13 protein-coding genes are annotated in these 12,645 nt (G+C 33.5%); 7 read left to right on the top strand and 6 right to left on the bottom strand.

Features of this window, described 5'->3' with window-relative positions:
* Positions 1–132 precede the first annotated feature (132 nt).
* The 4 genes from ACXGSQ_RS04015 to ACXGSQ_RS04000 form a co-directional block, all read right to left on the bottom strand.
* Positions 133–1,122: an aspartate-semialdehyde dehydrogenase gene (locus ACXGSQ_RS04015; protein WP_458628349.1), complete on the bottom strand. Its 990-nt coding sequence runs from the start codon at positions 1,120–1,122 to the stop codon at positions 133–135.
* Positions 1,123–1,310: 188 nt separating this feature from the next.
* Positions 1,311–1,712: a large conductance mechanosensitive channel protein MscL gene (gene mscL, locus ACXGSQ_RS04010; RefSeq protein WP_458628348.1), complete on the bottom strand. Its 402-nt coding sequence runs from the start codon at positions 1,710–1,712 to the stop codon at positions 1,311–1,313.
* An 81-nt stretch (positions 1,713–1,793) separates the two neighbouring features.
* Positions 1,794–2,906: an alanine racemase gene (alr, locus tag ACXGSQ_RS04005; RefSeq protein ID WP_458628347.1), complete on the bottom strand. Its 1,113-nt coding sequence runs from the start codon at positions 2,904–2,906 to the stop codon at positions 1,794–1,796.
* Positions 2,899–3,546, bottom strand: a complete 648-nt coding sequence (locus ACXGSQ_RS04000; RefSeq protein ID WP_458628346.1) for a thymidine kinase — start codon at positions 3,544–3,546, stop codon at positions 2,899–2,901. The genes alr and ACXGSQ_RS04000 overlap by 8 nt, the downstream gene beginning before the upstream one ends.
* Positions 3,547–3,733: 187 nt before the next feature.
* Between ACXGSQ_RS04000 and ACXGSQ_RS03995 the strand changes: the two genes are divergently transcribed.
* The 3 genes from ACXGSQ_RS03995 to ACXGSQ_RS03985 all read left to right on the top strand — a co-directional run bounded on the left by ACXGSQ_RS03995 (position 3,734) and on the right by ACXGSQ_RS03985 (position 6,110).
* Positions 3,734–4,498: a hypothetical protein gene (locus tag ACXGSQ_RS03995; protein ID WP_458628345.1), complete on the top strand. Its 765-nt coding sequence runs from the start codon at positions 3,734–3,736 to the stop codon at positions 4,496–4,498.
* Positions 4,499–4,563: 65 nt separating this feature from the next.
* Positions 4,564–5,238 (top strand): 16S rRNA (cytidine(1402)-2'-O)-methyltransferase, encoded by a 675-nt coding sequence (gene rsmI / locus ACXGSQ_RS03990; RefSeq protein ID WP_458628344.1) that lies wholly within the window; start codon positions 4,564–4,566, stop codon positions 5,236–5,238.
* A 296-nt stretch (positions 5,239–5,534) separates the two neighbouring features.
* Entirely contained in the window at positions 5,535–6,110 is a 576-nt protein-coding gene (locus tag ACXGSQ_RS03985) for a uracil-DNA glycosylase family protein (protein WP_458628343.1), read from the top strand.
* A 59-nt stretch (positions 6,111–6,169) separates the two neighbouring features.
* On the opposite strand, the gene ACXGSQ_RS03980 is transcribed toward ACXGSQ_RS03985, so the two are convergent.
* Together ACXGSQ_RS03980 and ACXGSQ_RS03975 are read right to left on the bottom strand one after the other, a co-directional pair.
* Positions 6,170–7,288: a T9SS type A sorting domain-containing protein gene (locus ACXGSQ_RS03980; RefSeq protein ID WP_458628342.1), complete on the bottom strand. Its 1,119-nt coding sequence runs from the start codon at positions 7,286–7,288 to the stop codon at positions 6,170–6,172.
* A gap of 119 nt (positions 7,289–7,407) precedes the next feature.
* A complete protein-coding gene (locus tag ACXGSQ_RS03975; protein ID WP_458628341.1) occupies positions 7,408–8,010 on the bottom strand; it encodes a carboxymuconolactone decarboxylase family protein in 603 nt (200 codons plus the stop codon).
* Between the two features lie 65 nt (positions 8,011–8,075).
* Between ACXGSQ_RS03975 and ACXGSQ_RS03970 the strand changes: the two genes are divergently transcribed.
* The 4 genes from ACXGSQ_RS03970 to ACXGSQ_RS03955 all read left to right on the top strand — a co-directional run bounded on the left by ACXGSQ_RS03970 (position 8,076) and on the right by ACXGSQ_RS03955 (position 12,551).
* Positions 8,076–8,504 (top strand): OsmC family protein, encoded by a 429-nt coding sequence (locus tag ACXGSQ_RS03970; RefSeq protein WP_458628340.1) that lies wholly within the window; start codon positions 8,076–8,078, stop codon positions 8,502–8,504.
* Between the two features lie 20 nt (positions 8,505–8,524).
* A complete protein-coding gene (gene recJ, locus ACXGSQ_RS03965) occupies positions 8,525–10,216 on the top strand; it encodes a single-stranded-DNA-specific exonuclease RecJ (protein ID WP_458628339.1) in 1,692 nt (563 codons plus the stop codon).
* Between the two features lie 139 nt (positions 10,217–10,355).
* Positions 10,356–11,459, top strand: coding sequence for an OmpA family protein (locus tag ACXGSQ_RS03960; protein ID WP_458628338.1), 1,104 nt, complete (start codon positions 10,356–10,358; stop codon positions 11,457–11,459).
* A 9-nt stretch (positions 11,460–11,468) separates the two neighbouring features.
* The gene (locus ACXGSQ_RS03955) at positions 11,469–12,551 is read left to right on the top strand and encodes a Fic family protein (protein WP_458628337.1); all 1,083 of its coding nucleotides are present in this window, start codon (positions 11,469–11,471) and stop codon (positions 12,549–12,551) included.
* Positions 12,552–12,645 lie beyond the last annotated feature (94 nt).

The raw sequence follows: 12,645 nt of genomic DNA, 5'->3' as shown, positions 1-12,645 counted from the left end.
CTTAAACTACTAAAATCTTACAGTAAATTTGGAAGGACAATATAGACAGATTTTCAACTAAATTTATAATAATTAGCTGAAATACACGAATATAACGTTATTTTTAAATAATCTAAATATGATTTTACAAGACTACACTAAAGCATTTTTAATAAGATATTCTGCTATTTGAACGGTATTAGTTGCAGCTCCTTTTCTAAGGTTATCACTAACCACCCATAAATTTAGCGTATTGGGTTGTGAACCATCTCGTCTAATACGACCAACAAAAACATCATCTTTACCATGCGCATACATAGGCATAGGATATACGTTAACATCTAAGTTATCTTGTAAGGTTACACCATCTGTTTCGTTAAGTAATTGTCTCACTTCACTTAAATCAAAATCGTTATGAAACTCTACATTAATCGATTCACTATGTCCACCAGCTGTTGGGATTCGAACTGCTGTTGCTGTTACTGCAATCGTTTTATCATTAAGAATCTTTTGAGTTTCATTTACCAATTTCATCTCTTCTTTGGTATAGCCATTATCCTCAAAAACATCGCAATGTGGAATTGCATTTTTATGAATTGGATAAGGGTATGCCATTTCACCTTTTATTCCAGCAATTTCGTTCTCCATTTGTTCAACAGCTTTAACACCTGTACCTGATACCGATTGATACGTTGAGACCACAACACGTTTAATATTATATTTTTTATGAAGTGGAGCTAAAGCCATCACCATCTGAATGGTAGAGCAATTAGGGTTCGCAATAATTTTGTCTGTTTTAGATAATTGACTTGCATTAATTTCAGGAACTATCAATTTTTTAGATAAATCCATTCTCCATGCCGAAGAATTATCAATTACAGTTGTACCAACTTCCGCAAATTTTGGCGCCCACTCTAGAGATGTATTACCACCAGCCGAGAACAACGCAATATCTGGACGTTTTTCAATAGCAGACGGTATACTAATGACTTCAATATCCTTTCCCTTAAAGCTTAACTTATTACCTACAGAACGTTCTGAAGCTACAAGTAATAATTCATCTAAAGGAAAATTGCGCTCCTCTAACACTTTAAGCATTACATTACCAACCATACCTGTTGCACCTACTATTGCTACTTTCATAAATCATATATATTAGAACTTTCAAAATTATAATATTTCTTCAAGTAAATCATTCAATTAGGTCTTAAAAATCTAATAAAAATATAGGCTTTTAATTATTGATTTTGTAATTACAAAAAGAAACCCAGACTATTACAGTCTGGGTTTAATTAAAAAATACACCGAGTAGCGATGACGCTATACGTGATTTATTTTTTCAATGAATCTCTGATTTCTTTTAAAAGATCAAGCTCAGTTGGTCCTGCCGGTGCCTCAGGTGCAGGCTCTTCTTTCTTCTTCATATTATTAACTCCTTTTACAACAAGGAACATTACAAATGCTACAATGATAAAGTCAATTACATTAGTTAAAAATGTACCGTATTCTAAGAAAACGTCTCCAACCATTTCACCAGCATCATTTAATGTGCCTTCTTTTAACTGATATCTCAATGCTTTAAAGTCTGAGTCGAAAATCATACCAATTAACGGGGAAACAATACCTCCTGTAAATGCAGTAACCACCTCTTTAAAAGCAGCCCCCATTACAAAACCAACGGCAATGTCTATAAGGTTGCCCTTCATTGCAAATTCTTTAAATTCTTTTAACATAATTCGTCTTTTTTAATAGTTAGTTAATATGTTGATAAGACCCTAAGTTAGTTAAAAAAGTCACATTATGTTAAAAAAAGGTCATTCAGGCAGAAAAACCCGTTTTACACGTTGTGATATGGCAGTTAAAATTTCATAAGAAATTGTATTTGCTGATTCTGCTAGGTCACTTGCTGTATGGGTAGCATCGAAAATAATAACCTCATCTCCCTCTTTACAATTTATACCTGTAATGTTTACCATTATCATATCCATACACACATTTCCAATGATATGAGCTTTTTCACCATTGATAATTACAAAGCCCTTTTCTTTACCATAAATACGACTAATACCATCGGCATGCCCAATAGGAATAGTTGCTGTTCTTTCAACACCTTGAGATTTGTACGCTCTATTGTAACCTACAGTTTCTCCCTCTTTTATCTCATGAATTTGAGAAATCACAGATTTTAAAGAGGCTATCGGTTTTAAATTTTTATCTTCTTTCACCGAATTACCCAAGCCATAAAGTCCAATACCACTTCGTACCATATCTAAATGTGCTTCAGGATAATTAAAAATTCCTGAAGTATTACAAAGGTGTAACCAAGGCTTATAACCTATGTTATCCTCAAATTTTTCGGTAATCGTTTTAAAGCGTTCTATTTGACGTTTTGTAAAATCCACTTCATTAAAATCCTCACTAGCAGCTAAATGCGAAAAGATAGACTTTACATTAACTGAAGTCGTCGTTTTAAATTTAGACACCACAGCTTCAATGTCGTCCTGTTTAAAACCAAGACGATTTAATCCTGTATTAAATTTGATATGAACAGGGTAATTATGTTGAGATAGGTTTTCGGCTGTTTTTATAAATTCATTTAAAACATGATAGCTGTAAAGGCTAGGCTCTAAACAGCGCTCAATAAGGGTTTCAAAATTTATAGATTGCGGATGCAACACTAAGATAGGCGTCTTAACTCCGGCGTCTCTTAAGGCAATACCTTCATTTATGTAAGCTACAGCAAAATAATCAACCTCTAATGTTTCAAGGTGTTTCGCAATTTCTACAGCATCACTGCCATAGGCAAAAGCCTTTACTACAGCTAAAAATTTTGTTTGTGGGTGTAATCTTGATTTTAAATAATTGAAATTATGTGTAAGTGCACTAAAATCAATTTCGAGAACCGTTTCTTTAGCTTGATTAGACATTCTTATTTTGGTCTTTAGAATCTATTTCTTCAGCATCATTCACATTCATTTGTCTCAACTTCTCTCTTTGCATACTCTTAAAATAAGCGGCTCTGCTTAAGGGTTCATATTCATCAACTTCACCTAATAACACCAAATCATCGCTCAATGCTTTTCTGTAACTGTATTGTGCTAAATTTCCGGTTTTGGTGCAAACAGCATGTACCTTAGTAACGTATTCTGCTGTAGCCATAAGATTAGGCATAGGCCCAAAAGGATTACCTTTAAAATCCATATCTAATCCGGCAACAATAACACGGATTCCTTTATTGGCTAAATCATTACAAACGCGAACAATTTCGTCATCAAAAAACTGAGCTTCATCAATGCCTACGACATCGCAACCATCCGCTAAAATTGGGATATTTGCAGCGGCAGGAACAGGAGTAGAACGAATTTCATTGGCATCATGAGATACTACCATCTCTTCATCGTAACGCACATCGACAGCAGGTTTAAAAATCTCCACCTTTTGTTTAGCAAATTGTGCGCGTTTTAGTCGTCGGATTAATTCTTCGGTCTTACCTGAGAACATAGATCCGCAGATGACTTCAATCCACCCAAATTGTTCTTTCTGATTTACTGTATTTTCGAGAAACATTTTGTAATTTTAGCACTAAATCGGAGTCGGACTCCGTTTTTATAAAGGTCACGCAAATTTATTAAAAATCAAAAGTAAAACTCACGAAAAGCGATAAAGAAATTATATTCTTGTTTTAGATAGAAGTAGCAATTGATTTTCAAAACTTAAAGCGCTATACAATTTTTCAAAATAAAATATTAGAACCATGAAAAAGAAATTAGAATCAGAATTAGTTAGCATTGCCCATAGGATTCTAAAACTAAAAGGTAGAGAAGATGTCTATAAACTACACCAAGAAGTGGCTACTCTTTATGAAAAACTTACCATATTAAAATTTGCTCAAGAAAATTTTGAGGATAAACTACCTACCATTGGACATGACTCTTCCTTTTTTGACATGTTAGATACGGCTTTTAATAATAAAGTAAGTGATAATGTTGAAGTTGAAGATAGAACCTATATCAATTTAGATGAGGTTGAAGACGATGGTATTATGGAACCTGTAATGTCTAAAATTAAAGACTTAGTGGCACATATGCCTGAAGAAGAGGAAAAAGAGGCACCAATAGATCCTATATTAGAAAAAGCCTTGAAAAATGAAAACGCAACAGCTTCATCGTCTATTGAATTTGAATCTATTACCTCTGGTTTTGAAGAAATTCCAGAATTTGAACCTATTGAAGCGGCACAAAAACGTGAAACAGAAAATTTAACTAAATCGTTAAACGATAAATTAAAAGGTCAGGGATTAAAGATTGGACTCAATGATAAATTAGCATTTATTAAACACTTATTTGAAGGCAAACACGAAGATTACGATCGTGTTATTTCTCAAATTAACACTGCAAATTCGATAGACGAAGCTCGTAAATTAATTATAGAGTATGTAAAACCAGACTATAATAATTGGAGTGGTAAAGAAGAATACGAAGACCGGTTTATTCAGCTTGTTGAGGGACGGTTTAATTAATAATCATATAAGAATAATTAAACACGCAACAACTCCTCTTTTTCTTAGGCAAAAAACAAACACTAATGAGTAAGCTTTACCTCGTTCCCACACCAATAGGAAATTTAAAAGACATAACATTTAGGGCTGTCGATGTTTTAAAAGACGTCGATTTAATTTTAGCTGAAGACACTAGAACTTCAGGCAAACTTTTAAAACATTTTGAAATTACCACACCAATGCAAAGCCACCATATGCATAACGAGCATAAAACGCTTAACCATTTAATAGAAAAATTAAAAGCAGGAATGACTATCGCTGTCATTAGCGATGCCGGTACTCCAGCGATTTCTGATCCTGGTTTTTTATTGGTAAGAGCTTGTGTAGAAAATAATATTGAAGTCGATTGTTTACCTGGTGCAACGGCATTTGTACCCGCTTTGGTCAATAGCGGATTACCAAACGATAAATTTGTGTTTGAAGGCTTTTTACCAGTTAAAAAAGGAAGACAAACCCGATTATTACTCTTAGCTGAAGAAACTAGAACGATGATTTTTTATGAAAGTCCACATAAATTGATTAAAACCCTTGGTCATTTTTGTGAATACTTCGGGGAAGATCGATTAATATCTGTTTCTAGAGAAATAACCAAACTCTACGAAGAAACCATTAGGGGCACTGCAAAAGACGTTTTAGAGCATTATACCAACAAACCACCAAAAGGAGAAATTGTAATTGTGGTAGACGGAAAACATAAATAAAATAATAACTGTAGATGTTTTTTTAGATCAACTAACATCGAGTCCTAAATAGATTGATATTCTTGAAACCATATCTACAATAACACCCTATCATCTTTTTACACCAACAGCATTTACAAATGGAAGCATAGAAAAATACAAAATTCGAGATCTTATAAATTATTTGCTTTTGCTGCTGATCAAGACTTAAAAAAGAAGTGACTTGTTTTATCCTTAATGTATTTCAAGATGTAATCCATTTGACGTCATTTCTAGTATTGTGCCTTTTTGCTTGATGTACTGAAAACCAAATTATTATGGAAAACATACTGCACAACATAAGCCAATGCACTATTTGCAAAGCACATTTACCATTAGGTCCTAGACCTGTAGCAACAGCACATATAAATTCTAAAATTGTGATAATTGGTCAAGCTCCAGGAACAAAAGTTCACGAATCTGGAATTCCGTGGGACGACCAAAGCGGAAAAAAACTAAGGCAATGGCTAGGAGTAACTGATGAACAATTCTACAACACCGAAAACTTTGCCATTATACCCATGGGATTTTGCTACCCTGGAAAAGCAAAAACAGGCGATTTACCACCAAGACCAGAATGTGCACCACAATGGCATCAGCAATTATTAGACAAAATGCCTAATGTAGAATTAATTATTTTAATTGGAGCTTACGCTCAGCAATATTATTTAAAAGAAAGCGCCAAACGAACCTTGACAGAAACTGTTGGTCAATACAAGTCTTATTTACCAACCTATTTTCCAATTCCGCATCCATCACCAACGAATCGGTTTTGGAGAAGTAAGAATCCTTGGTTTGAGGAATTGGTAGTGCCAGAATTGGCAAAGAAGGTAAAAAATATTCTGAATCTATGATCCGATTTTTACAATTTTGTAAAATTGTTTTTAATGTTGAAGGCTATATATATTACCTCCTAATTCACTATAATTTTAATCACTTTCTCATAAATATTATCGCCCATAACTTTAGCAAAATAAACTCCTGAAGCATAACTTCTTAAATCTATGGTTAGCTCTTTATAAAAACGATTAGAATAGATTCTTCTACCCGAAAGACTATAAATTTCTAATGTCTTCTCAGTATCATCTTTTGTTGAAATGGTAATATCATCAGAAGTTGGATTAGGATATAATTTAAAATCTAATGTTTCTTCATCAATACTAAGTTGATTTATACTTTGCGCAAACACCCAATCCCACACCTCTTGATTCTCATAAACCTGTGTCCAAGCATCATGACCCCCATCTTTATATAAGGTAAATGTCAATTTTTCTGTAGGCTGGTTTACACCTGTAATTGCAGACCATGCTTGATTATGGGTTTCAAAATGCATAGAATAGGTTTCGTTAGCAGCAGCATTATTATCACCATATGGATATGCAGACATTACAGATTCATCAATATTTGCAATTCTGTTAACATTCGAAATGGTATTCTCTACCACAACAACAGTATCATAAAAATTATGGTGCGCCCAAATAGCTGTTTGTTGCATAAAATCAGAAGGATTATTTAGAAACTCTACACCACAAATAGGTACAGCAGCAGCAATTTTATCGTAATGCCCTCTAAGCGCATTCCAAACTCCTCCACCTCCTAAACTTAATCCTGTGACATAGACTCTATTAATATCTATAGGATAATTTTCGGTTAAGTAATTATATAAAGCTAAAAAATCATCTGCACTAAAAGTTCCATATGAATTCTGCGGCGATATTACTATAGCATTAAGATCAGTGTTTTGTTGAATTAGCCCTACAGGTCCATTTTGTGTCACACTATTTAATTCTGTTGTACCATTACCTTGTTGTGAAGAACCATGATAAAATAGAACCAAAGGATAAACATTACTAGATGTAGTATCAAAATCTGTTGGCAAATACTCATAATAACCAAATGGAGCTTCTGAGCTTCCTAACGGCACTGCTGTATGTTCACCAGCATTACCATAAGGCGCTTGTGCTGTTAATAACCATGGATAGCAAAATGTAATAATACAAAATGTTACAAGTGTAATCGTTTTAGTATTCATTATTAAAAATTAGTATTAGGGCGCACAATATAATGAAAACGAAAAGCTAAAAACAACACTTTATTTACCTAATTATCAGAGAACTTACACAAATTCGATGACTTGCTAAAAATGACCGACTAATACCGAGACCCATCATGCTTACCAACTTCATAACCGTGTTTCCCTAAATACTTATTGCCACTTTCCACAGCGCCTTCTTCAATATCAGTACCCATAGAATCATTCCAACGATTTAGGTAACCAAATAATGAAATTACACCGAGCATTTCAACAATTTCACCTTCGTCCCAATGTTGATATAAGCGTTCTTTTATCTCCGCATTCACAGCATTTGGTACCATTGAAGCAGCTAAACTAAAATCTAAGGCCGCACGTTCTGCTTCAGAAAAAGCAGGATGCGTTTTATAGTCCCAAATATTATCTAATTGTTCTTGTTCTGCACCATAGCGTTCTGCTGCTCTAATGGCGTGTGCTTGGCAATAACGACAACCTGTAGCATTACTACTCACCCAAGCAATCATACGTTTTAAAGCTGAGGTTACTTTGCCTTCATTGGCCATAACCGCTTTATTCAAATTAATAAATGCTTTGCTAATTGCTGGTCTCCGTTGCATGGTTAGAACCGAATTTGGACAAAATCCAAGGGTTTCATTAAAGAATTCTGCTAATTCTTTGGTTTCCAAATCGTGGTCTGCAGACAAAGGTGTTACTAGTGCCATAGTTATTTTTTTTAGTAGTATTTTTGAGCTAACAAGATAGTACTTATAACTTTTAAACTTAAAAAATGACAAATAAAATCACAACCCAATGGAAAGGTGGCTTAACCTTTGAATCTGATAATCCAAGTGGAAAAACCGTAATAATGGATACCAATATTGAAGGTACAGATAAACGTAATGGCCTATCTCCAAAAGCCATGATGTTATCGTCACTAGCTGGTTGTTCTGGCTTGGATGTTATTTCTATGTTAGATAAAATGAAAGTAGAAATAGATGATTTTAAAATGGATGTTTCAGGTGAATTAACGGATGAACATCCTAAATATTACCACACTGTAGTAGTAGATTATCATTTTTATGGTGCAGACTTAAATCAAAAAAAATGCGAACGTGCCGTAAATTTATCTGTAGATAAATATTGTGGAGTCATGGAAATGTTTCGTCGTTTTGCTACTGTTAAAACTAATATTTATTTTCACGAAAGCACAAAGTAATAATCGCGATATAAGACATTATGCGTTGGACATTAAAACCAAAACCAGAACCATCAAAAGTTGAAGAACTAAAAAAAGCACTTCAAGTAGACGATATTGTTGCCACATTATTATTGCAACGCGGCATCGATACCTATGATGCTGCTAAAACATTTTTCAGGCCTAGTTTTAAAGAACTTCACGATCCATACCTCATGAAAGATATGGATAAAGCGGTTGCTAGAATCGAAAAAGCGATTGAGCAAGGTGAAAACATTATGGTTTATGGAGATTATGATGTGGATGGTACAACCTCCGTAGCTTTAATGTCATCCTATTTAAAAACAAGAATAGATACTATTGCCACATACATTCCAGATCGTTATGATGAAGGCTATGGTATATCGTATAAAGGAATAGACTTTGCAGACGATAATGATATTTCACTAATTATAGCGCTCGATTGTGGTATAAAAGCCATAGATAAAGTGGCTTATGCTAAAGAAAAAGGGGTCGATTTTATTATTTGCGATCACCACAGACCAGGAGCTGAAATTCCAGAGGCGGTAGCTGTTTTAGACCCTAAACGAGACGATTGCGATTATCCGTTTAAAGAACTTTGTGGTTGTGGTGTGGGCTTTAAATTAATTACAGCTTTGGCATCTAACCAAGGGCAAACCGTAGAAGATTTAACCGAATATCTCGATTTGGTAGCTACTGCCATTGGTGCAGATATTGTACCTATTGTAGATGAAAACAGAGCCTTGGCTTATATGGGTTTAAACATTATAAATACCAACCCAAGACCTGGAATGAAAGCGATTATCGCTGAGGTTAAAAAAGACATTCTTACCATAACAGATGTCGTTTTTATTATTGCACCTCGAATTAATGCCGCCGGACGAATGAAACACGGTAACCACGCTGTAACGCTTTTAACCGAAACCGATTTTAACCTTGCTGCAAAATATGCCGTAGATATTGATGAGTTTAATACCGATCGTCGCGAAACCGATAAACGTATTACAGAAGAAGCTTTAGTTCAAATTGAAGAGAATAACGAGCAAGAAGGATTTACCACTGTTGTTTATGACGCATCATGGCACAAGGGAGTGATCGGTATTGTAGCATCACGTTTAATAGAAACGTACTACAGACCAACATTAGTATTTACTAAAAGTGGAGATAAATTAGCAGCTTCAGCACGTTCCGTTTCAGGATTTGATGTGTATAATGCGTTGGAGGCTTGTTCAGAACATATTGAACAATTTGGAGGTCATAAATATGCCGCGGGCTTAACTTTAGATCCCAAAAATTACGAGGCTTTTAAAGCTAAGTTTGAAAGTGTAGTTAAGGAAACCATTGACCCAAAATTGTTAACACCAGAGCTTAAAGTTGATTTAGAAATAGAACTTGGTCAAATCAATGATAAACTCATGCGAATCCTAAAACAATTTGCACCATTTGGCCCTGGAAATATGTCACCCACCTTTATGTCCCAAAACCTAAAAGATACTGGCTGGGGAAAATGTGTTGGTGAAGATGATAAGCACATTAGATTAACTGTAACCCAATCCTTCAATGATAAAATTGTCTGTATTGGTTTTGGCTTAGGCGATAAAATAGATATTATTAAAAGTAAAAGACCATTTAGTGCTGCCTATGCTATTGATGAAAATCATTGGAATGGCAACGTCAGTTTACAATTGAAATTAAAGGATATTAAGGCTTAGTTTTTTTGGACTTTCTAAATTTTAAAAATCTGAAAGATCTTAAGCATGAAGCCATAATACTTTTCTAGAGTGCTATCCTGTAAGGTTTTAAAAACCTGACAGGTATAAAATATAGTATATAATCTTCCGTTGATAAAACATGAAACAACTTATACTCATTTTCTTTATTTTTTCTTACTTAATCTCTACAAGTCAAAACTTAGTTTTAAATCCAAGTTTTGAAGATTTCTACGATTGTCCAAGGGATATGAGCCTATTTCATAGAAATGTAAAAGACTGGACCAATCCAAATAGCGGAACTACGGATTATTTTAATTCGTGTAGCGAGAAAATGGGTTTCCAAAACTTCAATGGTTATCAAAAAGCAAGAACCGGAAATGGTTATGCTGGTATATATGTGTATTTCAAGAAAGACTATAGAGAATATGTTCAAGGCACATTAAAATCTACCTTAGAGCGAGGGAAGAAGTATCAAGTAAAATTCTATATCAGTTTAGCTGAAAATTCGAGATTTGCTTTAAAAGAATTGGGGATGATGATGACGTCCGAAAGATTCAATGCATCTAAAAGTAAAACGAATATCAATGCAAAACACTTTGCAAAACGAATTCCTAATTTAACATTTCGTCCAACGTTCAGCAAAGCATTCTACGATAATGATAAAGACTGGATGGAGGTTTCCTTTCTATATACCGCAAATGGTTTTGAAAATTACTTTGCTATAGGAAATTTTAATACGAATGCCGACACTAAAAAAAGTAAAGCTAGACAAACTAAATATGAATCGTTTTCCTACTACTATATCGATGACGTTTCCATTGAGCCCTTAGAAAAAGAAGTAGAGAACGTTAAAAAAGAAACTCTCAAAACGCTTGAAGACCCCACCATTAAAACTAATGAGGTTTACATCTTCAAAAATGTATTATTCGATTTTGATAAAGCCGAATTGTTAGCGGTTTCAAAAGAAGAACTCAATCAATTGTATAAACATTTAGAAGCTAATCCTACATTAAATATTGAAATCTATGGTCATACCGATTCCATTGGATTAGAAACTAGAAACCAAGAATTATCAGAACAACGTGCCAAAGCCGTTTTAGATTATTTAATTGAAAAAGGAATAGATGCTACACGAATTACATCCTTTGGTTTTGGTAGTACACAACCTATTTCAGATAATGACACCGAAGAAGGACGCCAATTAAATAGACGTGTTGCTTTTAAATTGATTGAAATTAGATAACTTTAGGGCATGTATATTTTAGAAAATTTACCGTTAAAAACAGATTTTGAGACAAAAAGAGTTTTAAAAAAACTACCTAACGCTAGAGCTGCTTTAGCAGAACTAAAAGGTGTTGCAGCTACAATGCCAAATCCATCAATTTTAATTAATACACTTGCTCTTCAGGAAGCCAAGGATAGTTCTGCTGTAGAAAATATTATTACTACACATGATGAGCTTTTTAAGGCAGAGCTTAATATGAATTTAGTGAAAAATATTGCGGCCAAAGAAGTTCAGAATTACGCTTCAGCACTAAAAATAGGCTATGAATTTGTATACAAAAACCGACTTATTACTAATAGTAGTATTTTGACGATACATAAAGAGTTAGAACAAAATAACGCAGGTTATAGAACCTTACCTGGTACAGATTTAAAAAATGATAAAACAAAAGAAATAGTATATACTCCACCTCAATCTAAGTTAGTCGTAAAAGATTTAATGAGTAATCTTGTTGATTATATTAATAATGATGAGTTAGACGACTTAGATCCTTTGATAAAAATGGCTATAATACATCATCAATTTGAAAGTATTCATCCTTTTTACGATGGAAATGGGAGGTTAGGAAGGATAATTAACATTCTTTATTTAGTAAGAAGAAATTTATTAGAATATCCTTCTTTATATTTAAGTAGGTATATTATTCAAAATAAAGCTACTTACTATTCATTGCTGCAGGATGTTCGAGACTCAAATAATTGGGAAAGTTGGATTTGTTTTATTTTGGATGCAGTTGAATCTGTCTCAATTCAGGCTATAAAGCTTATAACAGATATGAAAAGAGAAATGCAAAATTATAAGTTTTTCATTCGAGATAACTTTAAATTCTATAGCCAAGATTTAATAAATAACTTATTTAAACATCCTTATACAAAAATTGAATTTTTACAAAAAGATTTAAAAGTCAGTAGACAGACAGCTTCAAAATATTTGAATGAGTTAGCAAATAACGATGGTAATATTTTGACTAAAGTAATAATAGGAAGAGACAATTACTTTGTAAATAATAGTTTACTAAAACTATTTTCTGAATATGACTATAAGTTATGATTTCTAGATTTTATTAACATTTACGTGAAACATGTTAACAAAAACGAATTTCATTAACACATTCTCAAAACATGTTAATAAACAGGTATTTTGT

Source organism: Winogradskyella sp. PC D3.3, from assembly GCF_054366245.1.
Note: the sequence above shows the minus strand (reverse complement) of the source record. Positions and strands in the feature narration are given on the sequence as shown.

Excerpts from the sequence above, each read along its gene's own strand:
- ACXGSQ_RS04015 (WP_458628349.1), bottom strand. The coding sequence starts at position 1,122 with ATGAAAGTAGCAATAGTAGGTGCAACAGGTATGGTTGGTAATGTAATG.
- mscL (WP_458628348.1), bottom strand. The coding sequence starts at position 1,712 with ATGTTAAAAGAATTTAAAGAATTTGCAATGAAGGGCAACCTTATAGAC.
- alr (WP_458628347.1), bottom strand. The coding sequence starts at position 2,906 with ATGTCTAATCAAGCTAAAGAAACGGTTCTCGAAATTGATTTTAGTGCA.
- ACXGSQ_RS04000 (WP_458628346.1), bottom strand. The coding sequence starts at position 3,546 with ATGTTTCTCGAAAATACAGTAAATCAGAAAGAACAATTTGGGTGGATT.
- ACXGSQ_RS03995 (WP_458628345.1), top strand. The coding sequence starts at position 3,734 with ATGAAAAAGAAATTAGAATCAGAATTAGTTAGCATTGCCCATAGGATT.
- rsmI (WP_458628344.1), top strand. The coding sequence starts at position 4,564 with ATGAGTAAGCTTTACCTCGTTCCCACACCAATAGGAAATTTAAAAGAC.
- ACXGSQ_RS03985 (WP_458628343.1), top strand. The coding sequence starts at position 5,535 with ATGGAAAACATACTGCACAACATAAGCCAATGCACTATTTGCAAAGCA.
- ACXGSQ_RS03980 (WP_458628342.1), bottom strand. The coding sequence starts at position 7,288 with ATGAATACTAAAACGATTACACTTGTAACATTTTGTATTATTACATTT.
- ACXGSQ_RS03975 (WP_458628341.1), bottom strand. The coding sequence starts at position 8,010 with ATGGCACTAGTAACACCTTTGTCTGCAGACCACGATTTGGAAACCAAA.
- ACXGSQ_RS03970 (WP_458628340.1), top strand. The coding sequence starts at position 8,076 with ATGACAAATAAAATCACAACCCAATGGAAAGGTGGCTTAACCTTTGAA.
- recJ (WP_458628339.1), top strand. The coding sequence starts at position 8,525 with ATGCGTTGGACATTAAAACCAAAACCAGAACCATCAAAAGTTGAAGAA.
- ACXGSQ_RS03960 (WP_458628338.1), top strand. The coding sequence starts at position 10,356 with ATGAAACAACTTATACTCATTTTCTTTATTTTTTCTTACTTAATCTCT.
- ACXGSQ_RS03955 (WP_458628337.1), top strand. The coding sequence starts at position 11,469 with ATGTATATTTTAGAAAATTTACCGTTAAAAACAGATTTTGAGACAAAA.